Genomic DNA, 26,199 nt, shown 5'->3' on the forward strand with positions numbered 1-26,199 from the left:
GGTGGTCCCACCTGACCCCATGCCGAACTCAGAAGTGAAACGCCGTAGCGCCGATGGTAGTGTGGGGTCTCCCCATGTGAGAGTAGGGAACTGCCAGGCATCAAATTTAGCGTGCTGATATGGCTCAGTTGGTAGAGCGCACCCTTGGTAAGGGTGAGGTCCCCAGTTCGACTCTGGGTATCAGCACCAGTTTTTAGGTTAAAGTTCGGCACTTAGAAAGAATTTGCCTGGCGACGAGAGCGCGGTGGTCCCACCTGACCCCATGCCGAACTCAGAAGTGAAACGCCGTAGCGCCGATGGTAGTGTGGGGTCTCCCCATGTGAGAGTAGGGAATTGCCAGGCATCAAATAAAGCAGAAGGCTCAGTCGAAAGACTGGGCCTTTTTGCTTTTCTGATTTTCAGCACCACGCGGAGATACTGTACAGTAGCGAGATATCTCCCGGCCAGGCCAGTATAGTCGCCACAAATATTCTGATAAACGAACGGCTATTAAACTAAAAAGGGCTCAGTCTTCGACTGGGCCCTTTGTTTTAGCTGCAGTTTCTGCATGCTTCCAGGATAAAAATTAGCGGGTCAGGGCCACAATACCCAGTGTCAGGCCTGCAACGGCTGCGGCACCTCCTGCAATGGCGCCTGCTGTCTCCCAGTTATCCTGAGTGGTCCCTTTCATACAGGTATTAGTATGGACTAATCGCCCCTGAGAATCATAGACCGGTACGCAGGGGGAGTCATGGGCACAGCCGGCGAGCAGCGTCGTCAGCAGCGTCACTAAAATAAATTTGTTCATGGTAGGCCTCTGAATAATCCGTCGGGTTGTACCGCTGTCGATATATGACGGAATAGCCTATTTTACCATCGACAATATCAAGGTCAGCGGCCGAAATAATATCAATTTATGTTCAGGGTAAATATCGTGGAGATCGCACTGGGATTATGAGGAAAATATGCAGAATAAAATAACGAAAGAGAAGTAAGAGCCATATTATTAGTCGGCCGATAATATAACAAATTGATTTCTAACATATCCGTATATTGGTTGCCGGGCGAAAAAGTGTGAAGCGAAACCTGCGTGTAAACGAAGTGCTTACTTATGTTGGCGGTATTTTCTACCCCGCTTATTGGTCGTGGCTTAACATCAGGGCCAAATGCCGCCCCAGGTATGCAGCCACAGAAGCCACTACAACAGGATGCCAGGGCCCAGATGAAATCTCCATTGAGGCAGGCCATCAATGCGCTCCTGGTGCATCAGAGAGGGTTTTGTCGCAATCTGAGAGCAAGGTCTTTTCCAGGTGCATATCGAACCGGAGATGGGGTGTGTTCTCAAGCCCGTTTGATCGTATGCGCACTGGCGGTGGCGGGGCCGGATTTGATTGCAGGTACTGTGTCAGTACGCTATGAGTCTGGTCACCCGATTGATAAGCTTAAAGTTAAAACTGGTAGCCCTGGCGAGTTCAATAATGGCCAGGAGGCAGGCACAGGAGTCTCATTCCCCCGCGGCTGATATATTAAGTTGCGATAGTGCTTAACGCGCAGACAGGAGAGAGATACGCAGCGACTTTGCTTTCGCTTTATTTTCTATTACGTTCGGGTATACGGTCTGGCAGGTGTGATTTGATAAAACGGCTGCCCGGATTTGAGATTACTCTCTTTGGCAAAGTGGCATTGCAGAGTCATGCTGCTGAGCAGTGATCTGCACTTCAGCGATGCGAAATACCGATATCCGCCCTGGCAGCCGGAGAAATTCGATATGTCAGATAATAAAAAGGCGCTTCCCCATGCCGAAGAGCGCCTTTTATAACAAGCAATTAACTGATTAGTATCAGTTCATGCCGTATTTTTTCAGTTTCTTACGCAGAGTACCGCGGTTGATGCCCATCATCAGGGCCGCACGGGTCTGGTTACCACGGGTGTATTGCATCACCATGTCCAACAGGGGCTGTTCAACTTCAGCCAGTACTAGCTCATACAGGTCATTCACATCCTGACCATTCAGTTGAGCAAAATAGTTCTTCAGTGCCTGTTTAACCGAGTCACGCAGGGGTTTTTGAGTTACCTGATCCTGAGAGTTAACGGTAGAAACGGTCAGTACGTCAGAATTTACGCGTTGTTCGAACATAGTTCTGTCAGCTCTTTATTTCTGTTTACGCAAAATTTTCGAAGTATGCCTCCAACGCCTCCAGCTGATCGCTGGCATCCTCTATGGCGTTGAATGTGCGCCGAAACTGGTCATTTGGGGCGTGCTCCTGTAGATACCAGGAGACGTGTTTACGTGCAATTCGGTACCCTTTTGCCTGGCCATAAAAGTCATGCAATTCCCGAACATGCGCGCAAAGCAAACGCTTAACCTCTGCCAATGGCAGCGGGGGCAGCAGCTCCCCAGTGTCCAGATAATGCTGGATTTCCCGAAAGATCCAGGGTCTTCCCTGAGCTGCGCGGCCTATCATAAGGGCATCAGCCCCCGTATAGTCGAGCACAGCTCTGGCTTTAAGCGGGTCAGTAATGTCACCATTCGCGATAACCGGAATGGAAACTTTCTGCTTAACTGCCCGAATACTGTCGTATTCAGCGTCTCCGTTAAACAAACAGGCGCGGGTGCGTCCGTGAATAGTCAGAGCCTGAATGCCACACTCTTCAGCCAGTTGGGCAATTTCTACACAGTTACGGTGTTCCGGCTCCCAACCGGTGCGAATCTTGAGTGTCACGGGAACGTCCACTGCCTTGACGACCGCCGTCAGGATTAACTTCACCTGATCGGGATACTGCAAGAGGGCTGAACCTGCGAGCTTGCGATTCACCTTTTTCGCCGGGCACCCCATATTAATATCAATAATCTGGGCACCGCTTTCCACGTTAATACGGGCGGCTGCGGCCATCTCTTCCGGTACGCTACCGGCGATTTGCACGGTACGAATACCGGGCTCATCCACGTGCACCATCCGTAAACGGGATTTGTCGCTCTCCCAAACCTGCGGGTTGGAGGACATCATCTCGGAAACGGTTAAACCTGCTCCCATCTCGTAGCACAGCGTCCTGAATGGTCTGTCAGTAATGCCAGCCATAGGCGCTGCGATCAGGCGATTTCTGAGCTGATAGTGTCCGATGCGCATGAGTTAAGAAATGACCATACTGTGACTGCAAGGCGGCGTATATTACGCATTTTTTGCACGAGATGAAAGGCCAAACTTTGAGCAATCCTCTGTCACAGATCAATGAATCCCACATCGATAGAAAAGAGATGGATAAATTATCATATTAATCATCACCTTAATCGGTGGTGGATAATTTGTGTCCATTTATAAAATCGCAAAACTTCTCGATTTTTCTTAGAAAAAGGGCACTGTTAACGGCATAAAACGCTGTTTTTGTAGTCAAAAAAGCGCATCGTAATGCGATCTGGCTCCCATTTCTTGACGTCATTCAGCGGTTACTGGAAACAAAAAAGCGGCCCGCAGGCCGCATTCCAGAGTTACTTTCTGCGGCCGGTGATCCGACACCACTCTTCTTTCTCCACCACCGGGTCGAGGGCAAAGCGATCGGCATAGGCTTCGCAGACGCTTTCCGCCTGGCTGGCGAGAATACCGGAAAGGCCCAGCAAACCGCCTGAAACGGGCAGCACGCTGATTAACGGGGCCAGCTCACGTAATGGCCCTGCCAGGATGTTGGCGACCACCACATCGGCGCTGAGCGCTTCTGGCTGATCCTGCGGTAAATAGAGCTCCAGACGATCGGAGACACCGTTACGCTCGGCATTATCACGGCTGGCCTGAATTGCCTGCGGGTCGATATCAATACCGACAGCTTTTGCGGCACCCAGCTTCAGCGCTGCAATCGCCAGAATGCCCGAACCGCAGCCGAAATCGATAATCGTTTTACCCGTCAGATCCAGTCCGTCCAGCCATTGCAGACAGAGCGAGGTGGTCGGGTGCGTGCCGGTACCAAACGCCAGGCCCGGGTCGAGCATCACGTTGACTGCGTTTGCATCCGGTACTTCGCGCCAGCTTGGGCAAATCCACAGCCGTTCGCCGAAACGCATTGGGTGGAAATTGTCCATCCATTCACGTTCCCAGTCTTTATCTTCCAGCTGCTCGATTTTATGGGTGAAACCGGCGCCCAGCAGCGGATGCTGCTCTAGGATAGCCACCACGTCATGCATATCGCTTTCAGCATCGAACAGGCCGATAACATCGGTGTCTCCCCACAGGCGAGTTTCACCCGGCAGCGGCTCGAATACCGGCGTATCGTGGGTATCCTGGAAAGTGATGGAGACCGCGCCGGCCTCCATTAGCGCGTCGCTGAGGTCTTCAGCATGTGCGCCGGTGGTATTCAGTTTCAATTGGATCCATGGCATAGCAAAACTCTTTATTTGTCAGTAGTCATAACAGGGGCTGGTGGAACGGGCTGACCAAAACGGTTGCCCACCACAAAAGCCAGCAAACTTAGCAGCAGCGAGGGCACGATAGGATGAAAGCCCAGGTACTGAATTTTCAGGGTGGCGAGCACGGCATACAGCACGCCGCCGACGATCATCGCGCTCAGGGCTCCCGCCGCGTTGGCGCGCTCCCAGTACAGGCCCAGAACCAGTGGCCACAGGAAGACCGCTTCCAGCCCGCCAAAGGCGAGCAGGTTCAGCCAGATGATCATCTCTGGCGGACGCCATGCGGCCAGCAACAGCAGCGCGCCGAGGAGCAGCGTGATCATCGCCGACATCCGCTTCAGGCGTTTCTCGTTATCCAGCTGTTCCGGGTGCAGGTTCAGGTATAAATCCTTAATGATCGTAGCGGAACTCTGCAATAACTGCGCATTGATCGTCGACATGATCGCCGCCATTGGCGCGGCAAGGAAGATCCCGGCGGCAAACGGCGGCAGTACTTTCACCATCAGCGTCGGGATGACCAGATCCGGGATGGTCAGATCCGGGATCACCGCACGACCCAGCGCTCCGGCGAGATGCATGCCAAACATCAGGATAGCGACCACGATGGTGCCGAGAATAATCCCGCGGTGCACCGCCTTACTGTCTTTATAGGAGATACAGCGCACCGCCGTATGCGGTAGACCGATAACGCCAAAGCAGACCAGGACCCAGAAAGAGGTCATAAAAGTCGGTGACAGAATATCGTCCGCTCCCTGGGGAGAAACCAGCTTCGGATCGATATGTTCCAGGGTCTGCACCGCCATGCTCAGGCCACCCGCAGCATGAACGATACCGACGAGCAGCACGATGGTGCCTATCAGCATCACCAGACCCTGCATCGCATCATTCAACACGCTGGCGCGGAAGCCGCCGAAAGCGGTGTAGAGCGCGATACTGATACCGAAAATTAGCAAACCGGTTTCGTAAGGGATGCCTGCGGCGGTTTCCAGCAGTCGCGCGCCGCCGATAAACTGCACGGTCATCGCACCGATAAACGCAACCAGCAGGCTGAGGCTCGCCAGCCATACCAGCAGACGGCTCTGATAGCGGGCGAACAACATATCGTTGAGCGTTACCGCGTTATACCGGCGGGCCAGAATAGCGAATTTTTTCCCCAGTACCCCTAGCGACAGCCACACGGCAGGCAGCTGGATCATCGCCAGCAGTACCCATCCGAGCCCGTATTTATATGCCGCACCCGGGCCGCCTATGAACGAACTGGCGCTGATGTAGGTGGCCGTCAGGGTCATGGCCAGCACGAAGCCGCCCATAGAACGGCTGCCGAGAAAATACTCGTTGAGGAATGCCCCGGTCGAGCGCTTGCGCATCGCATAAATCGACAGGCCAAACACCACCAGCAGGTAGGCAATAAGCGGCAGGATCACTTCAGGCTGCATCATCATCCTCCAGCGGAATATCGCGGTAGATAAACTTCACCATCGCCCAGCACAGCAGAATGAAAATCAGCGGGATCAACAGACAAGCCATTTCAAACCAGCGCGGCAGGCCGGTAAAGCCCTGCTGAGAACCAGGAATGTAAGCACTTGCTAACCATGCTGCAAGATAGAGGAGGGTAAGCCACAACGCCCAGCGGGCTTCTTTGTGGGCCTGAACAAAACGCGCGTCCATAAGGCTCCCGGGGTCAATTTAAAGCGGGGATTGTACCTTAAGGGGCTGGCAAGGGGAGAGAAAAAGAAAAAAGGCCGGATAATCCGGCCTTTTGCTGCGAATACAGAATTATTTTTCCTGTAAACCGAGTTTTTTCTCCAGATAGTGGATGTTGGTTCCACCATGCTGGAAATGCTCGTCATTCATAATGCGAATCTGCAGATCGACGTTGGTTTTGATGCCGTCGATGATCAGCTCCTGCAGCGCATTTTTCATGCGTGAAATCGCGACATCACGGTTTTCGCCGTAACAAATCAGCTTACCAATCATTGAGTCATAGTACGGAGGTACGGTGTAGCCTGCGTAGATATGAGACTCCCAGCGTACGCCGAAACCGCCTGGCGCGTGGAAGCGGGTAATTTTACCCGGGCTCGGCAGGAAGGTGTTCGGATCTTCGGCGTTGATACGGCATTCCACCGCATGGCCACGAACCTGGACTTCTTCTTGCTTGATGGAGAGCGGCTGGCCAGCAGCGATACGCAGCTGTTCTTTGATCAGGTCAACGCCGGTAATCATTTCGGTTACCGGATGCTCAACCTGAATACGGGTGTTCATTTCAATGAAGTAGAACTCACCGTTTTCAAACAGGAACTCAAAGGTGCCTGCGCCGCGATAGCCGATGTCGACACACGCTTTAGAGCAGCGTTCGCCGATGTAGCGACGCAGTTCCGGGGTAATGCCCGGCGCCGGCGCTTCTTCGACCACTTTCTGGTGACGACGCTGCATAGAGCAATCGCGTTCCGCCAGATAGATAGCGTTGCCCTGGCCATCAGCCAGTACCTGGATCTCGATGTGACGCGGATTTTCCAGGTATTTTTCCATGTATACCATGTCGTTGCTGAATGCAGCTTTGGCTTCAGCTTTGGTCATGGAGATGGACTGGGCCAGTTCAGCATCACTGCGTACCACGCGCATACCGCGTCCGCCGCCGCCGCCGGAGGCTTTGATGATAACCGGATAGCCGATGCGTTTTGCATGAGCGCGGTTAGCATCCATATCGTCACCCAGCGGGCCGTCAGAACCCGGAACGGTTGGTACGCCCGCTTTCTTCATCGCGGTGATCGCGGACACTTTATCGCCCATCAGACGAATGGTGTCGGCTTTCGGGCCGATGAAGATGAAGCCTGAACGTTCAACCTGCTCAGCAAAGTTGGCGTTTTCGGACAGGAAGCCATAACCCGGATGGATGGCCACCGCGCCGGTAATTTCCGCTGCGCTGATGATTGCCGGGATATTCAGATAGCTTTTTACGGACGGAGCCGGGCCAATACAGACCGTCTCATCCGCTAACAGTACGTGTTTTAAATCGCGATCCGCAGTGGAATGCACAGCGACGGTCTTGATGCCCAGTTCTTTACAGGCACGCAGGATACGCAGTGCAATCTCGCCTCGGTTGGCGATAACAATTTTATCCAGCATGTTCGCCTCGTTACTCGATGACTACCAGCGGCTCATCAAATTCTACCGGTTGGCCGCTTTCGATCAGAATGGCTTTCACCACGCCGGATTTATCGGCTTCGATCTGGTTCATCATTTTCATCGCTTCTACGATGCACAGGGTGTCGCCCACGTTAACTTTCTGACCGACTTCCACGAACGCTTTGGCGTCCGGGCTCGGGGTGCGGTAGAAAGTACCGACCATCGGGGAACGTACGATGTGACCGCTGATTTCAGCTTTCGCCGGCGCGTCTGCCTGAGCGGCGGCCGGTGCTGCTGCAACCGGTGCCTGAGCCTGCATCATCGGCGCGGCATAAGCCTGCTGCATGACCGGGTAGCCCGCATTTGGCGCGGCACGGCTGATGCGTACAGACTCTTCGCCTTCAGAAATTTCCAGTTCGGAGATGCCTGATTCTTCAACCAGCTCGATCAGCTTTTTAATCTTACGAATATCCATGAGTGGGTTCCGTACTCTTTGTTTAGTGTGATTGTGACAGGCGTTTTACCGCCGTCTGTAAAGCGTATGAATAGCCGTCCGCACCGAGTCCGCAGATGACGCCCGAGGCGATATCCGACAGATAGGAGTGGTGACGGAACGGTTCGCGTGCATGTACGTTGCTCAGGTGAATCTCGATAAACGGGATACTGACCGCAAGTAATGCATCGCGGATAGCCACGCTGGTGTGCGTAAACGCGGCCGGATTAATCAGGATATAGTCCACAGTGTCTTTAGCCTGATGAATTCGGTCGATTAGCGCGAACTCCGCATTGGACTGCAGGTGATCCAGCGCCACGTTCAGAGCCGAAGCTTCTGATTCCAGACGGTTAACAATCTCAGAAAGCTTAAGGGTGCCATACTTCTCAGGCTCACGAGTGCCGAGCATGTTAAGGTTGGGTCCGTTTAAAAGCAAAATGCGAAACTTGTCAGCCATTGTGTGGCTATCTCCTGCCATTCTCGGGTAAAAAACAAAATATACCTTCGAAGCGCGCTTGTCACCTTTTCAGGGCCCGAAAACCCCGTCAGGAAAACCAAAGTCGCACATTATAACGATTTCGTAGCATTTGGCAGCTAAATACTGGTCTTATCAGGGAAGATTATCAACCGCTATCGTTCAAAGCGTCGCGGTTGATAAAAGATCTGCGGGAAACTGCACATATCCGATGATTATCGCCACCACTGACGGAACTTCTTGTAACGCCATGCTAAAAGCAATGCGGCCAGCACGGCATAAATCACCGGCTGCGGAGATAAAATCTTCACCGACCACAGGTAGTGAATGGGGGCAAGGATTGCCACCAGATAGACGAAGTTGTGCAAAGTTTGCCATCGGCGACCCAGTTTTCTCTGCAGCGCTTGTGTTGAGGTGGCGGCCAGCGCCAGCAAAATCAACCAGCTGATAAAACCCAAAGTCAGGTAAGGTCTGCTGACTAACTCCGAGCCCAGCAGCGCCAGATTGTTGATACCTAACTCCAGCAGCGTGTAGCTGGTGAGATGCAGCGTTGCCCAGGCAAAGCACCACAACCCGAGTAAACGCCGGGTACGAATCAACAAAGGTTGTTTAGCGTAGCGCGCGAGCGGTGAGACGAGCAAGGTCGCAAGCAAAAATTTAAGAGCCATCCTACCGGTAAAATGCTGGATATCTTTTGCCGGGTCGGCGCTAAAGTAGCCCTGTTGTCCGGCCCAGAAGAGCCAGATAAAGGGTAAGAAGCCGGCCAGATGGAGTACCCCCTTCAGCCAGGTAATCTGTTTTACGTTCAGACGCACTAGTAATACTCCCGCAGATTCAGTCCCCGATAGAGCGATGCCACCTCGTCAGCATAGCCGTTAAACAGCAGCGTCGGCTGGCGTTTAACATCAAGCACGCCGCCAGAGCCAATAACACGCTCTGTGGCCTGCGACCAGCGCGGATGATCGACGTGCGGATTGACGTTAGCGTAGAAGCCATATTCTTCCGGCCCGGCGAGATTCCAGGTGGTGGGGGGCTGCTCGCGCGTCAGCTCGATACTGACGATGGACTTGATACCTTTAAAACCGTATTTCCATGGGACGGTCAGCCGGACAGGGGCACCATTTTGCGGCGGCAGCGCTTTACCGTAAACGCCGACGCTCAGCAGCGTCAGAGGGTGCATGGCTTCATCCAGCCGCAGACCTTCTACATAAGGATAAGCCAGCCCCCCGCCGATAAAGCGATCTTTTTGCCCCGGCATCTGGTCCGGTGCATACAGAGTTTTAAAGGCGACAAAACGGGCGTTGCTGGTGGGTTCAACCAGCGCCAGCAGTTTATGTAGCGGGAAGCCGACCCAGGGCACCACCATTGACCAGGCCTCCACGCAGCGCATCCGGTAAATACGCTCTTCCAGCGGAAAGCGCCGGGTCAGGTCGTCATGATCGAGCGTCAGCGGTTTGGCCACTTCTCCGCCAATCGTGAGGGTCCAGGGATCGGTACGCAGGCTGCCGGCATTGGCCGCGGGGTCAGCTTTATCAAGACCAAATTCATAGAAGTTGTTATAGCCGGTGACTTTATCTTCCGGCGTCAGGGCGAGCGAGCTTTGCCACTCCGCGGGTTTATTAAACGTCAGCGCTTTACCTGCCGGGGCCGGCGGGCGGTCGTGACCTTTAAACCAGTCCAGGAGATCGGCCCGCGCCGTGGGGGAAAGAGAAAGGGCCGTTGCGGTGATCCCGAGTGACTTCAGAACCTGGCGGCGCTGTAGCATAAATACGGACTCTGCCGTTACATCGGCTTCCGTGAGTTTTTTGGCTTTCATGACATCCTCCGGCATGCTTTTTCCTAAGCATGACGGAGGCGGCGATTTATCGCGAATATGTCACGAAAAATTGCAGATTAGGCGATCTTCACCAGCGTCCGCCCCTGGATCTGATTGTTCATGATCTTAGCGGCGAATGCCGGGGCCTCTGCGAGCGTAATTTCCGTGGCGCTCGCAGAATAGAAGGATTCCGGCAGATCACGCACCAGACGTTGCCAGGCTTCAGCGCGACGCGCGGGCGGCGTCATGACGGAATCGACGCCCTGCAGACGAACATTGCGCAGAATAAACGGCATCACCGTCGTTGGCAGCGCGAAGCCCCCGGCCAGACCACAGGCGGCGACGCAGCCGCCATAGTTCATCTGCGCCAGCACCTTCGCCAGCACCTTGTCCCCGACGGTATCAATCGCGCCAGCCCACAACTGTTTTTCCAGCGGACGGGTTTCGGCAAACTCTTCGCGACCGAGAATGCGCTGTGCGCCGAGGCTTTTCAGATATTCATGGGTACTTTCGCGGCCAGAGACTGCGACGACCGAATAGCCGAGCTGATGTAGCAGCGCAATGGCAGTACTGCCGACGCCGCCGCTGGCGCCGGTGACAATGATTTCACCATCCTGCGGACGGATGCCGGCATCCTCCAACGCCATGACGCACAGCATAGCGGTGAAGCCGGCGGTACCGATCGCCATCGCTTTACGGCCATCAAGACCTTCCGGCATCGCGACCAGCCAGTCGCCTTTCACCCGCGCACGTTCGGCCAGACCGCCCCAGTGGTTTTCACCGACGCCCCAGCCGGTCAGCAGCACTTTCTGGCCGCTGTGGAAGCGCGGATCTTCGCTTGAATGAACGGTACCGGCGAAATCGATGCCAGGAATCATCGGAAAGTTGCGGATGATTTTTCCCTTGCCGGTGATCGCCAGCGCATCTTTATAGTTAAGGCTGGACCAGTGAATATCGACGGTGACATCGCCCGGCGGCAGCTGGTCGGCGTCGATGGTTTGCACCGAGGAGATTGTTTTACCATCCTGCTGTTCTAATATTAAAGCCTGCATATGCGGGTCCTTATTTGTACAAAGATTGGAAAAAATTTTCTGCAGACTATACTCGCTATCGACATTATTACGCCGATATAACGCAATAAATTGCCAGAAACGCCAGCTTTGATAGTATGCCTCGCGCTTTAGAAAGTTAGCGCTTACTTTAGGTAAAGCGCTAGTACACGTGCCTGAAAATCTATCGGGCGGTCATTCACTCGCGGAGTTAACACAGGGATGCGATTAACGACGAAGTTCTCAGCATTTGTCACGCTGCTCACCAGCCTGACCATCTTTGTCACGCTTATAGGTGCTTCGCTGAGTTTTTATAACGGTATCCAGCTGAAGATGGAGAATCGCGTCCAGGCCGTGGCGACGATGCTGGATAACCGCCTGATCTCATCCTCGTTCGATAAGCTTGAACCGCAAATGGATGAGTTGATGACGCCGGTGGAGATTGTGCAGGTCGATTTTCTGCTTAACGGCAAGCCGGTGTACGGTCACTCGCGTAGCGACAGCTATCGTCCGCCGGGGAGTAAGAATCAGTATCGTGAAATAACGGTACCGTCGTTAAAACACCCCGGTATGACGATTCACGTGGTCTACCTCGACCCGATGGTGAATTATTTCCGCTCGCTACACATCACCGGACCCTTATCGACAGCTATCGGCCTTATGGTTCTGGTTATCTTTTTCTCCGTGCGCTGGATTCGCCGTCAGCTTGCTGGCCAGGAGCTGCTTGAGGTACGTGCTGCGCGGATCCTCAACGGCGAACGCGGGCCGCAGGTACGAGGGTCGGTACATGAGTGGCCGGCAAGCACCAGCAGCGCGCTGGATATGCTGCTTTCCGAGCTGCAGTTTGCCAGCGATCAGCGTAGTCGTATGGATACGTTGATTCGTTCTTATGCGGCGCAAGACTCGAAAACCGGGCTGAATAATCGTCTGTTCTTTGATAATCAGCTGGCAACTTTGCTGGAAGATCAGGAAAAAGTGGGTTCGCACGGTATCGTGATGATGATCCGCCTGCCGGAGTTCGATCTGTTACGTGATAACTGGGGACGAGCCGCTGCCGAAGAACACTACTTCACGCTCATCAACCTGCTGTCGACTTTTATTATGCGCTATCCCGGGGCGCTGCTGGCGCGCTACCACCGCAGTGATTTTGCCGTACTCCTTCCTCACCGTACCTTAAAAGAGGCCGATAGCATCGCCGGGTTGCTGTTAAAAGCGGTGGATGCACTGCCGCCGACGCGGATTCTTGACCGCGATGACATGATGCATATCGGTCTTTGCGCTTTCCGCAGTGGGCAGACGACCGCCCAGGTGATGGAACGCGCCGAGGCTGCGACGCGCAATGCGGTGCTACAGGGCAGCAATAGCTGGGCAGTCTACGATGACTCGTTACCGGAGAAAGGGCGCGGTAACGTCCGCTGGCGTACGCTGATTGAACAAATGCTCAGCCGCGGCGGGCCGCGACTGTACCAGAAGCCGGCCGTTACCCGCGATGGACGCGTCCATCATCGTGAACTGATGTCGCGGTTGTACGACGGTAAGGAAGAGGTGAGCGCGGCAGAATATATGCCTATGGTGCAACAGTTTGGTCTGGCGGAAGAGTACGACCGCCTGCAGATCACGCGCTTACTGCCATTTTTAAGTTTTTGGCCGGAGGAAAACCTCGCGCTGCAGGTGACGGTGGAATCATTGATCCGCCCGAGATTTCAGCGCTGGCTGCGTGATACTTTGATGCAGAGTGAAAAATCGCAACGTCGACGGATTATTTTTGAACTTGCAGAGGCAGATGTTTGTCAATATATCGGCCGCTTACAACCGGTAATGCGCCTGGTCAATGCCCTGGGTATTCGCGTTGCCGTCGTGCAGGCCGGATTAACGCTGGTTGGAACCAGTTGGATCAAGCAGTTGGATGTCGAAGTGATTAAGCTGCACCAGGGACTGTCGCGCAATATCGAAAAGCGCAGTGAGAACCAGCTGCTGGTTCAGAGCCTGGTGGAGGCCTGTAAGGGCATGCCGGTCCAGGTTTTTGCAACCGGCGTTCGCAGTCGCAGTGAATGGCAGGTGCTGTCTCAGTGCGGTGTCACGGGTGGTCAGGGGGAATTTTTTGCCGCCTCACAGCCACTTGACACAAATGTGAAAAAATATTCGCAAAGATACTCGGTTTGATCTGCCGTTTAGCGTGATTTCACGTAGAATAACGCGCGCCATAGTGAAGGGGGTGTGCTTGTCTACCTGCCGGATTATCGCAATGTAAATGCCAGTAAATGACCTTTGACGGGTTACAGATTCAGGCGCGGAGCGCTGTTGACGATTTCGCCACTGAATGGACCCGGTAAATTTGTAACGAAGGAAATGCGCTGCACTAATTTTCACCGTAGCAGATGATTTTTGCGCCTTGTCGCTGCTGCGTGTGGTTGGTAAAGTAAGCGGATTTTGTTTTCCGCCCCAGCTTTCAGGATTATCCCTTAGTATGTTAAAAAAATTTCGTGGCATGTTTTCCAATGACCTGTCCATTGACCTGGGTACCGCGAATACCCTGATTTATGTAAAAGGACAAGGCATCGTATTGAATGAGCCTTCCGTTGTGGCCATTCGTCAGGATCGTGCCGGCTCGCCGAAAAGCGTCGCTGCTGTTGGTCATGAAGCGAAGCAGATGCTCGGGCGTACACCGGGCAATATCGCGGCGATTCGCCCGATGAAAGACGGCGTTATCGCCGACTTCTTCGTCACCGAAAAAATGCTCCAACACTTTATTAAACAGGTGCATAGCAATAGCTTCATGCGTCCAAGCCCGCGTGTTCTGGTGTGCGTACCGGTCGGTGCAACCCAGGTTGAGCGTCGTGCGATTCGTGAATCTGCTCAGGGCGCTGGCGCTCGTGAAGTCTTCCTGATTGAAGAGCCGATGGCGGCTGCGATTGGCGCGGGCTTACCGGTTTCCGAAGCGACCGGTTCTATGGTGGTGGATATTGGTGGCGGTACCACCGAAGTGGCGGTTATCTCCCTGAACGGCGTGGTTTACTCCTCTTCCGTTCGTATCGGTGGTGACCGTTTCGATGAAGCCGTGATTAATTATGTGCGTCGTAACTACGGATCCCTGATCGGTGAAGCGACGGCTGAACGTATTAAGCATGAAATCGGTTCGGCGTATCCGGGCGATGAAGTGCGTGAAATCGAAGTTCGCGGCCGTAACCTGGCAGAAGGCGTGCCACGCGGCTTTACCCTGAACTCGAACGAAATTCTCGAAGCGCTGCAGGAACCGCTGACCGGTATCGTCAGCGCGGTCATGGTCGCGCTGGAACAGTGTCCGCCGGAGCTGGCTTCCGATATCTCCGAGCGTGGTATGGTTCTGACTGGCGGTGGCGCCCTGCTGCGCAACCTCGACCGTCTGTTGATGGAAGAGACAGGTATTCCTGTCGTAGTTGCAGAAGATCCACTGACTTGCGTCGCACGTGGCGGCGGTAAAGCGCTGGAAATGATCGACATGCACGGCGGCGACTTGTTCAGCGAAGAGTAGTCAGCCGAAGGTCCAGGGTAGCCTCAAAAGCTACCCTTGGTCTTAACTGACACGAGAATACGCATAGCCTATGAAGCCAATTTTTAGCCGTGGCCCGTCGCTACAGATTCGCCTTATCCTGGCGGTTTTGGTGGCGCTTGGCGTGATTATCGCCGACAGCCGCCTGGGTACGTTCAGTCAGATTAGAACGTACATGGACACTGCCGTCAGCCCTTTCTACTTTATCTCAAATGGTCCCCGGGAATTGCTGGACAGCGTATCGCAAACGCTGGCAACCCGCGATCAGCTCGAACTGGAAAACCGCGCGCTGCGTCAGGAACTGCTGCTGAAGAACAGCGATTTGCTGATGCTGGGTCAGTATAAACAGGAGAACGCGCGTCTGCGCGAGCTGCTGGGCTCGCCGCTGCGCCAGGATGAGCAAAAAATGGTGACTCAGGTCATCTCTACGGTTAACGATCCTTATAGCGATCAGGTTGTTATCGATAAGGGCAGCGTTAACGGCGTATACGAAGGCCAGCCGGTGATCAGCGACAAAGGCGTGGTTGGTCAGGTCGTTGCGGTGGCGAAGTTAACCAGCCGCGTGCTGCTCATCTGCGACGCGACGCATGCGTTGCCGATTCAGGTTCTGCGCAATGATATTCGCGTGATTGCGGCGGGTAACGGGTGCACTGACGATTTGCAGCTGGAGCACCTGCCGGCGAACACCGATATTCGCGTCGGCGATGTGCTGGTGACCTCCGGTCTCGGTGGCCGCTTCCCTGAAGGCTATCCGGTCGGCGTGGTTTCCTCGGTGAAGCTCGACACGCAGCGTGCGTATACGGTCATTCAGGCGCGCCCAACGGCGGGTCTGCAGCGTCTGCGCTATCTCCTGCTGCTGTGGGGAGCCGATCGTAACGGGGCCAACCCGATGACGCCGGAAGAGGTGCACCGCGTTGCCAATGAACGTCTGATGCAGATGATGCCGCAGGTTCTGCCGGCACCAGATGCCATGGGGCCGCAAATGCCTGCGCCGGCAACCGGCATGACGCCGCCTTCGCAACCTCTGCCTGCAGGGGGGCAATAGTGGCAAGTTATCGAAGCCAGGGACGCTGGGTTATCTGGCTCTCGTTTCTTATCGCGCTATTGCTGCAGGTCATGCCCTGGCCGGCGGACCTGACCGTCTTCCGGCCAAACTGGGTATTCCTGATCCTGCTTTACTGGATCCTCGCCTTACCGCATCGGGTGAACGTAGGCACCGGTTTCGTCATGGGGGCGATCCTTGATCTGATCAGCGGGTCGACACTGGGCGTTCGCGCGCTATCGTTAAGTATCATCGCTTATCTGGTGGCGCTGAAATATCAGCTGTTTCGCAATCTGGCGCTCTGGCAGCAGGCGCTGGTGGTGATGATGTTATCCCTTGCTGTGGATATCGTTGTTTTCTGGGCAGAGTTTTTAGTGATCAACGTCTCTTTCCGTCCGGAAGTGTTCTGGAGTAGTGTAGTAAACGGTGTGCTCTGGCCATGGTTATTCCTGCTGATGCGGAAAGTCCGTCAGCAATTTGCGGTGCAATAAGGTTGATATGACGACTCTGTATCTCGCTTCAGGCTCTCCGCGTCGACAAGAACTGCTGACGCAACTGGGGTTATCTTTTGAACGTCTGGTTCCCGGTATTGAAGAACGACGCCTGCCACAGGAGAGCGCCGGGCATTATGTTGCGCGTCTGGCGCGTGAAAAAGCGCAGGCGGGGGTCGCACTGGCCCCGCGCGATCTGCCGGTGCTGGGGGCCGATACCATTGTTATCCTGAACGGCGAAGTGCTGGAAAAACCGCGCGATGCCGCCCACGCCGCCGAGATGCTGCGCATGCTCTCCGGTAAGACGCATCAGGTCATGACGGCCGTGGCGCTGGCGGATAAGCAGCTGACGCTGGATTGCCTGGTGGTGACGGAAGTCACCTTCCGCCTGCTTTCAGATCAGGATATTGCCAGCTATGTGGCCAGCGGCGAACCTCTGGACAAAGCAGGTGCATACGGTATTCAAGGGTTGGGTGGCTGTTTCGTCAGGAAGATTAATGGCAGCTATCACGCCGTGGTCGGCTTACCGCTGGTAGAAACGTATGAGTTGCTGAGTAACTTTAACTCACTGCGTGAAGAAAAGGGATAAAGATGACGGCTGAATTATTAGTTAACGTAACGCCATCGGAGACGCGCGTTGCGTACATTGATGGCGGTATTCTGCAGGAAATTCATATTGAGCGTGAAGCGCGGCGCGGAATCGTAGGCAATATCTACAAAGGTCGTGTCAGTCGTGTACTGCCGGGGATGCAGGCGGCTTTTGTAGATATTGGCCTGGATAAGGCCGCATTTCTGCACGCGTCAGATATTATGCCGCATACCGAATGCGTTGCCGGGGAAGAACAAAAGCAGTTTACGGTGCGCGATATTTCCGAACTGGTTCGTCAGGGCCAGGACCTGATGGTTCAGGTGGTGAAAGATCCGCTCGGCACCAAAGGCGCCCGCCTGACGACGGACATTACGCTGCCTTCCCGCTATCTGGTCTTTATGCCGGGGGCTTCTCACGTCGGCGTGTCACAGCGTATCGAGAGTGAAGCTGAACGCGAGCGGTTAAAGAAGGTGGTGGCCGACTACTGCGATGAGCAGGGCGGTTTTATCATCCGTACCGCCGCGGAAGGGGTGCATGAACAGGAGTTAGCCGCCGATGCGGCTTACCTCAAGCGCGTATGGACGAAGGTCATGGAGCGCAAAAAACGTCAGCAGACCCGTTATCAGCTGTATGGTGAACTGGCGCTGGCTCAGCGCGTGCTGCGTGATTTTGCCGATGAGCATCTGGACCGTATACGCGTCGATTCCCGCCTGACGTATGAATCGCTGGTGGAGTTTACCGCCGAATATATGCCGGAAATGACCAGCAAGCTGGAGCATTACAGCGGCCGTCAGCCGATTTTCGATCTCTTTGACGTGGAGAACGAAATTCAGCGCGCGCTGGAGCGTAAGGTGGAGCTGAAATCCGGCGGTTATCTGGTTATCGATCAAACCGAAGCGATGACCACCGTGGATATCAATACCGGGGCATTTGTCGGTCATCGCAATCTCGACGATACGATTTTTAATACCAATATTGAGGCGACTCAGGCGATTGCCCGCCAGCTGCGTCTGCGCAATCTGGGCGGGATTATCATTATTGATTTCATTGATATGAATAATGAAGATCACCGTCGCCGGGTGTTGCATTCACTGGAACAGGCGCTGAGTAAAGATCGGGTCAAAACCAGTATTAACGGCTTCTCCCAGCTTGGTCTGGTAGAGATGACCCGTAAGCGGACTCGTGAAAGCGTTGAGCACGTGTTGTGTAAGGATTGCCCTACCTGCCACGGACGCGGTACGGTGAAATCGGTGGAAACGGTGTGCTATGAAATCATGCGTGAGATTGTGCGTGTGCATCATGCCTACGATTCCGATCGTTTCCTGGTCTATGCTTCTCCTGCGGTTGCGGAAACCCTGAAAGGGGAAGAGTCGCACGCGCTGGCGGAAGTCGAAATCTTTGTCGGCAAACAGGTCAAAGTACAAATTGAACCGCTCTATAATCAAGAGCAGTTCGATGTCGTTATGATGTAATCATCTGGTTTGCTTCTGCTCTGGCACCCGGGAGTATGGCCGAACGACGGCTTATCCCGGAAGTCAACGCCGCCGACGCGGAGGCAAATAGACGGATGACGTGTAAAAGTCTGACAAGGAGAGAGGCGTGAGGCGACTGCCCGGGATATTACTGCTCACCGCGGCAACATTGACAGTTGTCGTCGCACTGCTGGTGAGCGGCCTGCGTCTCGTTCTGCCGCAGCTGGACGCATGGCGCCCGCAGCTGCTGGAAAAAATCTCTGCGCTTTCAGGCTCCCCGGTCAATGCTTCACAGCTAACGGCCCGCTGGGAAAACTTTGGCCCGACGCTCGACGTGCGCGATGTCTCCGCGGGTCTGAAAGACGGCGGCCAGCTCTCGGTTAAACGGGTCACTCTGGCGCTGGATGTCTGGCAAAGTCTGCTGCACATGCGCTGGCAATTCCGCGACCTCACCTTCTGGCAGTTGAAAATCCATACCAATTCGCCAATCCAGACCAATGATGGCGGCGAGAGTCTGAAAACCGACCATATTGGCGATCTCTTCCTGCGCCAGTTCGACCACTTTATTCTGCGCGATAGCCATTTGAGTTTCGTGACCATTTCCGGGCAACGTGCGGAATTAGCTGTTCCGCAGCTCACCTGGCTGAATACGAATAACCGCCATCGTGCAGAAGGGCAACTGAGTCTCTCCAGTCTGAACGGCCAGCATGGGGTGATGCAGGTACGTATGGATCTGCGTGATGAAAATGGTCTGCTGAACAAAGGGCGCGTATGGCTGCAGGCGGATGATATTGACGTGAAGCCGTGGCTGGGCCGCTGGATGCAGGACAATATTGCGTTGCAGACTGCGCGCTTTAGCCTCGAAGGCTGGATGACTATCGACAAAGGCGATATCGCCAGCGGTGACGTCTGGTTGAAGAAGGGCGGCGCCAGCTGGCAGGGTGATGGTCAGCCCCATCGATTGACGGTAGATAATCTGACGGCCCATATCTTCCGCGAGAAGCAGGGCTGGGGCTTCGACATCCCGGATACCCGGATCTCGATCGACGGCAAAGCCTGGCCGCGCGGCGCGCTGGCGATGGCGTGGATCCCGGCCCAGGATGTCGGCGGTGATAACCACTCGCGCAGCGATGAGCTGCGTGTCCGCGCCAGTAACCTCGATCTCAATGGCCTGACCGGGCTGCAACCGATTGCCGATAAGCTGGCCCCTGAGCTGGGCGAGGTCTGGCGCACCACGCAACCTGCCGGCAAAATCGATCTGCTGGCGCTGGATATTCCGCTGCAGGCAGCGGAAAAGTCCCGTTTTCAGGCAAGCTGGAGCGATCTCTCCTGGAAACAGTGGAAGCTGCTGCCGGGGGCCGAACATTTCTCCGGTAGCGCTGCCGGAAGCGTGGAGAACGGCTCGCTGCACGCCAGTATGAGAGAAGCCAAAATGCCTTATGCCACGGTCTTCCGCGCCCCGCTGGAAATTGCCAAAGGTGATGCCACCCTCAGTTGGGTGAAGAATGACAAAGGCTTTATGCTTGACGGGCGCAACATTGACGTGCAGGCAACCGGAGTACGTGCGCGGGGAGGGTTCCGCTATTTACAGCCGCAGGGTGATGAGCCGTGGCTGGGGATTCTGGCGGGGATCAGCACCAATGACGGTGGTCAGGCATGGCGCTATTTTCCAGAAAACCTGATGGGCAAAGAGCTGGTGGATTATCTCAGCGGCGCGATAAAAGGCGGGCAGGCAACCAACGCCACCCTGGTTTACGGCGGTAATCCGCACCTGTTCCCGTATCTGCATAACGAAGGCCAGTTCCAGGTTTCGGTGCCATTAACCAACGCCACCTTTGCCTTTCAACCCGACTGGCCGGCATTAACCGGGCTGGATATCAACCTCGATTTTATCAATAACGGTTTGTGGATGAAGGCCGATAAGGTCATGCTGGGGAACGTCACCGCCAGCAACCTTGATGCGGTTATCCCGGATTATTCGCGGGAAAAACTGCTTATTGATGCCGATATCAACGGTCCAGGGAAAGATGTCGGACCCTATTTTAACGAGACGCCGCTGAAAGAGACGCTGGGTTCGGCACTGGATGAGCTACAACTGGATGGGAATGTGAGCGCTCGCTTACATCTTGATATTCCGCTGGATGGCGAGCTGACCACCGCCAAAGGCGATGTCAATCTGGTGAATAACAGCCTGTTTATCAAACCGATTGATACAACGCTGAAGGATCTGACCGGTAAGTTCAGCTTTACAAATGGCGATCTGAAAAGCGAGCCCCTGAAAGCCAGCTGGTTTAATCAGCCGTTGAATCTCGATTTTTCCACCACCGAGGGACCTAAGGCCTTCCTTGTCAACGTTGGCATGAACGCCAGCTGGCAGCCATCGCGTACCGGTCTCCTGCCAAAAGCGGTCAATGATGCCGTTAGCGGTAGCGTGCCGTGGGACGGTAAGGTGGCAATTGAGCTGCCGTACCATGGGAATGCGAGCTATAAGGTTGATATTAACGGCGATCTGAAAAATGTAAGCAGTGACTTACCTTCTCCGGTCGATAAAACAGCGGGTGAGCCGCTGCCGGTGAAAATTAATGTTGAAGGCGGGTTAAACAGCTTCGAGTTGACCGGCGCTATTGGTGCGAAAAATCATTTCAACAGCCGCTGGCTGTTGAACCGTAAGCTGACGCTGGATCGGGCGATTTTAACCTCTGATAGCAAAGCCATTTCTCCGCTGCCGGATCAGGCCGGCGTTGAGCTGAATATGCCGGCGATGGATGGCGCGGAGTGGCTGGCGCTTTTCCAGGGTGGCGCAGTCAATGAAGTCAGCAGCAATATTCTCTTCCCGGAACGTATCACGTTGCGCACGCCGTCGCTGACGTTTGCTGGCCAAAGCTGGAACAACGTGAGCCTGGTGAGTCAACCGAATGCCGGTGGCTCGAAGGTTGAAGCCCAGGGGCGCGAAATTAACGCCTCTTTGACAATGCGGCAAAATGCCCCCTGGCAGGCCGCCATTCGCTATCTGTATTACAACCCGGCTGCCGCTCAGAAGAGTGGTGAGGCGTCCAGCGGGACGAACCCGCTTGCCAGTAACCGCCTTGATTTTCGCGGTTGGCCGGATCTCCAGCTGCGCTGCGCAGAGTGCTGGCTATGGGGGCAAAAATACGGGCGCATCGACGGTGATTTCTCAATTAAAGGCGATACCCTGACGCTGGCTAACGGGCTGGTGGATACCGGTTTTGGCCGTCTGACTTCCGACGGCGTATGGGTCAATGCCCCGGGCGGCGTGCGGACGTCGCTGAAAGGTAAACTCCATGGGAATAAAACGGATGCCTTCGCCAGCTTTTTCGGTATTTCGACGCCGGTGAAAGGGTCGTCGTTCGATGTCGATTACGATTTGCACTGGCGTGCACCGCCGTGGCAGCCGGACGTGGCATCGCTCAATGGGGTGCTGAAAAGCCATCTCGGGAAAGGCGAATTTACCGACATCAGCACCGGTCATGCCGGGCAGCTGTTGCGTCTGCTGAGCGTCGATGCGCTGCTGCGAAAGCTGCGTTTCGACTTTAGCGATACCTTCAGCGAAGGCTTCTATTTTGATTCGATCAACAGCACGGCATGGATTAAAGATGGCGTGCTGAATACGGATGATACGCTGGTGGATGGCCTCGAGGCGGATATCGCGATGAAAGGCTCGGTCGACCTGGTACGCCGCCGGCTGGATATGCAGGCCGTCGTGGCCCCGGAAATTTCGGCGACCGTCGGCGTTGCGACAGCGTTTGTGATAAATCCGATAGTCGGCGCCGCGGTGTTTGCCGCCAGTAAAGTGCTGGGGCCGCTGTGGAACAAAGTATCTATCCTGCGTTATCGCATTACTGGCCCTATCGATCAGCCGCAGATCAATGAAGTCCTGCGCCAGGCGCGCAGTGACAAAAAGCAATGATTTGACGATTGCGGGGAATTACCGCACTCTCAATGGATAGCGTTTTTTATTTCCGCCTGACCGGCGGCAACAAACGAGTAGCATAACGATGAGTCTGAACCTGGTAAGTGAACAATTACTGTCAGCAAATGGCCTGAATCATCAGGATCTTTTTGCCATTCTTGGCCAGTTGGCCGAGCGCCGTCTGGATTACGGCGATCTCTATTTTCAGTCGAGCTATCACGAATCCTGGGTTCTGGAAGACAGCATCATTAAAGATGGTTCGTACAATATTGACCAGGGCGTCGGCGTTCGTGCGGTCAGCGGCGAGAAAACGGGTTTTGCTTATGCCGACCAAATCAGTCGACTGGCGCTGGAGCAGAGCGCGCAGGCGGCTCGTACCATCGTGCGCGACAGCGGCGACGGCAAAGTGCGTACCCTGGGGGCGGTAGAATACAGCGCGCTGTATACCAGCATCGATCCGCTGCAAAGTATGAGCCGCGAAGAGAAACTGGATATCCTGCGCCGCGTCGATAAAGCGGCTCGCGCCGCTGATAAACGCGTGCAGGAAGTGTCCGCCAGCCTGAGCGGCGTGTATGAATTGATTCTGGTCGCGGCGACCGATGGGACGTTAGCGGCGGACGTTCGTCCGCTGGTGCGTCTGTCGGTCAGCGTGCTGGTGGAAGACGACGGTAAACGCGAACGCGGCTCCAGCGGCGGCGGCGGTCGTTTTGGCTATGACTATTTCCTGGCTGCCGAAGACGGTGAAGTCCGTGCCGATGCCTGGGCGAAAGAAGCGGTGCGGATGGCGCTGGTGAATTTATCTGCCGTTGCCGCCCCGGCGGGCATGCTGCCGGTGGTGCTGGGGGCCGGTTGGCCTGGGGTATTGCTGCATGAAGCGGTAGGACACGGTCTGGAAGGCGATTTCAACCGTCGCGGTACCTCGGTGTTCAGCGGCCATATGGGGGAACTGGTGGCTTCCGAACTGTGCACCGTGGTGGATGATGGCACCATTGCCAATCGCCGCGGCTCGCTGGCCGTTGATGACGAAGGGACGCCGGGCCAATACAACGTGCTGATTGAGAACGGTATCCTGAAAGGTTATATGCAGGACAAACTCAATGCGCGTTTGATGGGCGTTGCGCCGACCGGTAACGGCCGTCGTGAGTCATACGCCCATCTGCCGATGCCGCGGATGACCAACACCTACATGCTGGCAGGTAAATCGACGCCGCAGGAGATTATCGAATCGGTTGATTACGGTATCTATGCCCCTAACTTCGGCGGTGGTCAGGTCGATATCACCTCCGGTAAGTTTGTGTTCTCCACTTCAGAAGCCTACCTGATCGAAAAAGGGAAGGTCACGAAAGCAGTGAAGGGGGCGACCCTGATCGGTTCCGGTATTGAAGCGATGCAGCAGATTTCCATGGTCGGTAACGATCTGAAGCTTGATAGCGGTGTCGGCGTGTGCGGTAAAGAGGGCCAGAGCGTGCCGGTAGGCGTTGGCCAACCGACGCTGAAAGTCGATAACCTTACCGTTGGCGGAACCGCCTGAGTATTCTGAATGCGCTTCCGCATTTTGCGGAGGCGCAGCCTGCACCGGACATCGTTGCCGTTTGTGTCGCGTCGCTAGCGGGCAATTCCCCGGCCGTGCATCCCCTGGTAAATTTTTGCCACCTCGACGAAATACTCCGTCAGTGAATTAATACAGACCTGAACCTTCAGCGGTAGCTTGTCTTTTTCGGTATACAGCGCGTACACCGGACGCGGATCTGACTGGTAGCTTGGCAGCAGGATCTCCAGCTCACCGCGGTTGATCTCTTCGATCGCCCACATCAGCGGAACGTAAGCCACCCCGACCCCTGCGGTCAGCCAGCGGACCAGCGTCATGGGATCGTTGGTGACAAAGCGGCCCTGGGGGATCAGTTTGGTTGAGATCCCTTCCGGAGCGATAATTTCAAATTCATTGTCAGGGCGCACGCTGTACTCCAGCCACGAATGGCTGGCGAGATCGGCCGGTTTTTCCGGGATCCCCGCCTGCTGCAGGTAGCTTTTTGCTGCGCAGAGCACCATCGGCATCGAGCCAAGCCGGCGTGAAAAGAGGCTGGAATCCTGCAATGCCCCGACGCGGATCACCACATCCAGCCCGTCAGCAATCAGATCCGGCGCCGGAATTCCGGTGACCAGGTTGACGGATAAACCCGGGTACTCTTTCAGCATTCCAGCGGTTATGTGGGCGAGGACATTTTGTGCCATAGTTGAAGAGCAGCCGACGCGCAGCGTACCGATGGGCGTATTGTTAAACGCGTACAGTTGCTCATGGACGTCCTGCGCTTCGAACAGCATTCGTCGGCAGCCCTGGTAATAGATCTTGCCGGCTTCCGTTAAGCCAAGGCTGCGGGTGCTGCGGTTAAGCAGCTTCACCTGGAGTTCATCTTCCAGTCTGGAGACAGTCTGGCTGATGGATGAAACGCTCATCTGGAGCTGGTGTGCCGTGGCGGTAAATGAACCCAGTTCAACCACTTTGGCAAAAACGGACATGCGTTTTAATCGTTCCATTGTTCACTCTGACTTAAAAGTGATTTAGATCACATAATATAGATCATGCTGCAATTGTTACGTTACTATATTGTTAGCTACATAATAAACGCTTCACGCATATCACCTGTACGCTTCTTATCAAGGTCATCATGAGTCTGTTTCCTGTCATCGTGATTTTCGGCTTGTCATTTCCGCCGATCTTCTTTGAGTTGCTAATATCGCTGGCCATTTTCTGGTTGGTACATCGGCTGCTGGTTCCTACCGGCATCTATGATTTTGTCTGGCACCCTGCACTGTTTAATACCGCGTTATATTGCTGCCTTTTTTATCTGATATCGCGTTTGTTCGTTTGAGGTCGATGTGAAAACACTAACAAGAAATATCTTCCGTACCGCAATCACTGTGATACTGGTTATCCTCGCATTTGTCGCGATTTTTCGCGCATGGGTCTATTACACCGCATCGCCCTGGACGCGTGACGCACGCTTTAGCGCCGATATCGTGGCGATCGCGCCGGATGTGTCAGGACTGATTACGCAGGTCAACGTCAAGGATAACCAGCTGGTTAAGAAAGACCAGGTTTTGTTCGTGATCGATCAGCCGCGTTATCAGAAAGCCCTCGAAGAAGCTCAGGCCGATGTCGCTTACTACCAGACCCTGGCGCAGGAAAAGCGTACCGAGGCCGGGCGTCGTAACCGGCTTGGCATACAGGCGATGTCCCGTGAGGAAATAGACCAGGCCAACAACGTCTTACAAACGGTGGAGCATCAGCTGGCAAAAGCGATGGCAACCCGCGATCTGGCGAAGCTCGATCTTGAACGCACGGTTATCCGCGCGCCGGCCGATGGCTGGGTGACCAACCTCAACGTATACAGCGGCGAATTTATTACCCGTGGCTCGACAGCCGTGGCGCTGGTTAAGCAAGACACCTTTTACGTGGTGGCCTACCTCGAAGAGACCAAACTGGAAGGGGTTCGTCAGGGCTACCGTGCGGAAATCACCCCGCTGGGAAGCAGCCGCTCGATTAAAGGTACGGTGGACAGCATTGCCGCCGGGGTGACCAACGCCAGCAGCAGCAGCGACGCTAAAGGGATGGCTTCCGTGGATTCTAACCTTGAGTGGGTTCGCCTGGCGCAGCGTGTGCCGGTCCGTATTCGACTCGATAAGCAGCAGGGCAATCTGTGGCCAGCGGGGACAACCGCGACGGTGGTGATTACCGGTAAAGAAGACCGCGATACGACCCAGGTGAACTTCTTCCAGAAACTGGCGATGCGCCTGCGTGAGTTTGGTTAAT

General features: G+C 54.9%; 23 protein-coding genes, 1 tRNA gene and 2 rRNA genes. 13 read left to right on the forward strand and 13 right to left on the reverse strand.

Going from position 1 to position 26,199, the window contains the following annotated elements; genetic code table 11:
* The 3 genes from rrf (BV390_RS07325) to rrf (BV390_RS07335) all read left to right on the forward strand — a co-directional run.
* A 5S ribosomal RNA gene (gene rrf, locus BV390_RS07325) occupies nt 1-99 on the forward strand; the annotation flags it as partial.
* Between the two features lie 14 nt (nt 100-113).
* Nucleotides 114-189: transfer RNA gene (locus BV390_RS07330), tRNA-Thr, on the forward strand.
* Between the two features lie 37 nt (nt 190-226).
* Nucleotides 227-342, forward strand: a 5S ribosomal RNA gene (rrf, locus tag BV390_RS07335).
* Nucleotides 343-565: 223 nt separating this feature from the next.
* Here rrf (BV390_RS07335) and BV390_RS07340 read toward each other — a convergent pair.
* The 12 genes from BV390_RS07340 to acuI form a co-directional block, all read right to left on the reverse strand.
* On the reverse strand, nt 566-787 hold the full coding sequence (locus BV390_RS07340; RefSeq protein WP_032690531.1) for a hypothetical protein: 222 nt from the start codon (nt 785-787) through the stop codon (nt 566-568).
* A gap of 1,032 nt (nt 788-1,819) precedes the next feature.
* Nucleotides 1,820-2,116, reverse strand: coding sequence for a DNA-binding transcriptional regulator Fis (gene fis / locus BV390_RS07345; RefSeq protein WP_000462905.1), 297 nt, complete (start codon nt 2,114-2,116; stop codon nt 1,820-1,822).
* 25 nt (nt 2,117-2,141) lie between these two features.
* Entirely contained in the window at nt 2,142-3,107 is a 966-nt protein-coding gene (dusB, locus tag BV390_RS07350) for a tRNA dihydrouridine synthase DusB (protein WP_032690532.1), read from the reverse strand.
* A gap of 359 nt (nt 3,108-3,466) precedes the next feature.
* A complete protein-coding gene (prmA, locus tag BV390_RS07355; RefSeq protein WP_032690533.1) occupies nt 3,467-4,348 on the reverse strand; it encodes a 50S ribosomal protein L11 methyltransferase in 882 nt (293 codons plus the stop codon).
* Nucleotides 4,349-4,359: 11 nt separating this feature from the next.
* Complete coding sequence (panF, locus tag BV390_RS07360) at nt 4,360-5,811, reverse strand: sodium/pantothenate symporter (RefSeq protein WP_049266991.1); 1,452 nt, start codon at nt 5,809-5,811, stop codon at nt 4,360-4,362.
* A complete protein-coding gene (locus BV390_RS07365) occupies nt 5,801-6,043 on the reverse strand; it encodes a YhdT family protein (protein ID WP_004868304.1) in 243 nt (80 codons plus the stop codon). Before BV390_RS07365 ends, panF begins: the two co-directional genes overlap by 11 nt.
* A gap of 108 nt (nt 6,044-6,151) precedes the next feature.
* The gene (gene accC, locus BV390_RS07370; RefSeq protein ID WP_004868303.1) at nt 6,152-7,501 is read right to left on the reverse strand and encodes an acetyl-CoA carboxylase biotin carboxylase subunit; all 1,350 of its coding nucleotides are present in this window, start codon (nt 7,499-7,501) and stop codon (nt 6,152-6,154) included.
* Nucleotides 7,502-7,511: 10 nt separating this feature from the next.
* A complete protein-coding gene (accB, locus tag BV390_RS07375; protein WP_032690535.1) occupies nt 7,512-7,976 on the reverse strand; it encodes an acetyl-CoA carboxylase biotin carboxyl carrier protein in 465 nt (154 codons plus the stop codon).
* Nucleotides 7,977-7,998: 22 nt separating this feature from the next.
* Entirely contained in the window at nt 7,999-8,451 is a 453-nt protein-coding gene (gene aroQ, locus BV390_RS07385) for a type II 3-dehydroquinate dehydratase (protein ID WP_004868300.1), read from the reverse strand.
* A gap of 233 nt (nt 8,452-8,684) precedes the next feature.
* Nucleotides 8,685-9,284, reverse strand: coding sequence for a protein-methionine-sulfoxide reductase heme-binding subunit MsrQ (gene msrQ, locus BV390_RS07390; protein WP_032697415.1), 600 nt, complete (start codon nt 9,282-9,284; stop codon nt 8,685-8,687).
* Entirely contained in the window at nt 9,284-10,285 is a 1,002-nt protein-coding gene (gene msrP, locus BV390_RS07395) for a protein-methionine-sulfoxide reductase catalytic subunit MsrP (protein WP_032697416.1), read from the reverse strand. Before msrP ends, msrQ begins: the two co-directional genes overlap by 1 nt.
* Nucleotides 10,286-10,362: 77 nt before the next feature.
* On the reverse strand, nt 10,363-11,337 hold the full coding sequence (acuI, locus tag BV390_RS07400; RefSeq protein WP_032690538.1) for an acrylyl-CoA reductase (NADPH): 975 nt from the start codon (nt 11,335-11,337) through the stop codon (nt 10,363-10,365).
* A 219-nt stretch (nt 11,338-11,556) separates the two neighbouring features.
* Here acuI and csrD point away from each other — a divergent pair, with 219 nt between their 5' ends.
* The 8 genes from csrD (at nt 11,557) to tldD (ending at nt 23,919) form a co-directional block, all read left to right on the forward strand.
* Complete coding sequence (gene csrD, locus BV390_RS07405) at nt 11,557-13,497, forward strand: RNase E specificity factor CsrD (RefSeq protein ID WP_032690539.1); 1,941 nt, start codon at nt 11,557-11,559, stop codon at nt 13,495-13,497.
* A gap of 304 nt (nt 13,498-13,801) precedes the next feature.
* The gene (gene mreB / locus BV390_RS07410; RefSeq protein WP_002918653.1) at nt 13,802-14,845 is read left to right on the forward strand and encodes a rod shape-determining protein MreB; all 1,044 of its coding nucleotides are present in this window, start codon (nt 13,802-13,804) and stop codon (nt 14,843-14,845) included.
* A gap of 70 nt (nt 14,846-14,915) precedes the next feature.
* Nucleotides 14,916-15,908: a rod shape-determining protein MreC gene (gene mreC / locus BV390_RS07415; protein ID WP_032690540.1), complete on the forward strand. Its 993-nt coding sequence runs from the start codon at nt 14,916-14,918 to the stop codon at nt 15,906-15,908.
* Nucleotides 15,908-16,396 (forward strand): rod shape-determining protein MreD, encoded by a 489-nt coding sequence (gene mreD, locus BV390_RS07420; protein WP_004868276.1) that lies wholly within the window; start codon nt 15,908-15,910, stop codon nt 16,394-16,396. The genes mreC and mreD overlap by 1 nt, the downstream gene beginning before the upstream one ends.
* A 7-nt stretch (nt 16,397-16,403) precedes the next feature.
* Nucleotides 16,404-16,985: a Maf family protein gene (locus BV390_RS07425; protein WP_032690541.1), complete on the forward strand. Its 582-nt coding sequence runs from the start codon at nt 16,404-16,406 to the stop codon at nt 16,983-16,985.
* Between the two features lie 2 nt (nt 16,986-16,987).
* The gene (gene rng, locus BV390_RS07430; RefSeq protein ID WP_032690542.1) at nt 16,988-18,457 is read left to right on the forward strand and encodes a ribonuclease G; all 1,470 of its coding nucleotides are present in this window, start codon (nt 16,988-16,990) and stop codon (nt 18,455-18,457) included.
* Between the two features lie 127 nt (nt 18,458-18,584).
* Nucleotides 18,585-22,385, forward strand: a complete 3,801-nt coding sequence (gene yhdP / locus BV390_RS07435) for an AsmA2 domain-containing protein YhdP (RefSeq protein ID WP_085396768.1) — start codon at nt 18,585-18,587, stop codon at nt 22,383-22,385.
* Between the two features lie 88 nt (nt 22,386-22,473).
* Complete coding sequence (gene tldD, locus BV390_RS07440) at nt 22,474-23,919, forward strand: metalloprotease TldD (protein ID WP_032690544.1); 1,446 nt, start codon at nt 22,474-22,476, stop codon at nt 23,917-23,919.
* A 74-nt stretch (nt 23,920-23,993) separates the two neighbouring features.
* Here tldD and aaeR read toward each other — a convergent pair whose 3' ends face one another.
* On the reverse strand, nt 23,994-24,923 hold the full coding sequence (aaeR, locus tag BV390_RS07445; protein ID WP_032690545.1) for an HTH-type transcriptional activator AaeR: 930 nt from the start codon (nt 24,921-24,923) through the stop codon (nt 23,994-23,996).
* Nucleotides 24,924-25,054: 131 nt separating this feature from the next.
* Here aaeR and aaeX point away from each other — a divergent pair, with 131 nt between their 5' ends.
* Entirely contained in the window at nt 25,055-25,258 is a 204-nt protein-coding gene (aaeX, locus tag BV390_RS07450) for a p-hydroxybenzoic acid efflux pump operon protein AaeX (protein ID WP_004868260.1), read from the forward strand.
* 7 nt (nt 25,259-25,265) lie between these two features.
* Nucleotides 25,266-26,198 (forward strand): p-hydroxybenzoic acid efflux pump subunit AaeA, encoded by a 933-nt coding sequence (gene aaeA / locus BV390_RS07455; protein WP_032690546.1) that lies wholly within the window; start codon nt 25,266-25,268, stop codon nt 26,196-26,198.
* Nucleotide 26,199: the final 1 nt, after the last annotated feature.

The organism is Klebsiella sp. YJ (assembly GCF_002108615.1).
Classification (GTDB): Bacteria; Pseudomonadota; Gammaproteobacteria; order Enterobacterales; family Enterobacteriaceae; genus Klebsiella; species Klebsiella planticola.

Coding starts and splice junctions, on each gene's coding strand:
- BV390_RS07340 (WP_032690531.1), bottom strand. CDS start 787: ATGAACAAATTTATTTTAGTGACGCTGCTGACGACGCTGCTCGCCGGC.
- fis (WP_000462905.1), bottom strand. CDS start 2,116: ATGTTCGAACAACGCGTAAATTCTGACGTACTGACCGTTTCTACCGTT.
- dusB (WP_032690532.1), bottom strand. CDS start 3,107: ATGCGCATCGGACACTATCAGCTCAGAAATCGCCTGATCGCAGCGCCT.
- prmA (WP_032690533.1), bottom strand. CDS start 4,348: ATGCCATGGATCCAATTGAAACTGAATACCACCGGCGCACATGCTGAA.
- panF (WP_049266991.1), bottom strand. CDS start 5,811: ATGCAGCCTGAAGTGATCCTGCCGCTTATTGCCTACCTGCTGGTGGTG.
- BV390_RS07365 (WP_004868304.1), bottom strand. CDS start 6,043: ATGGACGCGCGTTTTGTTCAGGCCCACAAAGAAGCCCGCTGGGCGTTG.
- accC (WP_004868303.1), bottom strand. CDS start 7,501: ATGCTGGATAAAATTGTTATCGCCAACCGAGGCGAGATTGCACTGCGT.
- accB (WP_032690535.1), bottom strand. CDS start 7,976: ATGGATATTCGTAAGATTAAAAAGCTGATCGAGCTGGTTGAAGAATCA.
- aroQ (WP_004868300.1), bottom strand. CDS start 8,451: ATGGCTGACAAGTTTCGCATTTTGCTTTTAAACGGACCCAACCTTAAC.
- msrP (WP_032697416.1), bottom strand. CDS start 10,285: ATGAAAGCCAAAAAACTCACGGAAGCCGATGTAACGGCAGAGTCCGTA.
- acuI (WP_032690538.1), bottom strand. CDS start 11,337: ATGCAGGCTTTAATATTAGAACAGCAGGATGGTAAAACAATCTCCTCG.
- csrD (WP_032690539.1), top strand. CDS start 11,557: ATGCGATTAACGACGAAGTTCTCAGCATTTGTCACGCTGCTCACCAGC.
- mreB (WP_002918653.1), top strand. CDS start 13,802: ATGTTAAAAAAATTTCGTGGCATGTTTTCCAATGACCTGTCCATTGAC.
- mreC (WP_032690540.1), top strand. CDS start 14,916: ATGAAGCCAATTTTTAGCCGTGGCCCGTCGCTACAGATTCGCCTTATC.
- BV390_RS07425 (WP_032690541.1), top strand. CDS start 16,404: ATGACGACTCTGTATCTCGCTTCAGGCTCTCCGCGTCGACAAGAACTG.
- rng (WP_032690542.1), top strand. CDS start 16,988: ATGACGGCTGAATTATTAGTTAACGTAACGCCATCGGAGACGCGCGTT.
- tldD (WP_032690544.1), top strand. CDS start 22,474: ATGAGTCTGAACCTGGTAAGTGAACAATTACTGTCAGCAAATGGCCTG.
- aaeR (WP_032690545.1), bottom strand. CDS start 24,923: ATGGAACGATTAAAACGCATGTCCGTTTTTGCCAAAGTGGTTGAACTG.
- aaeX (WP_004868260.1), top strand. CDS start 25,055: ATGAGTCTGTTTCCTGTCATCGTGATTTTCGGCTTGTCATTTCCGCCG.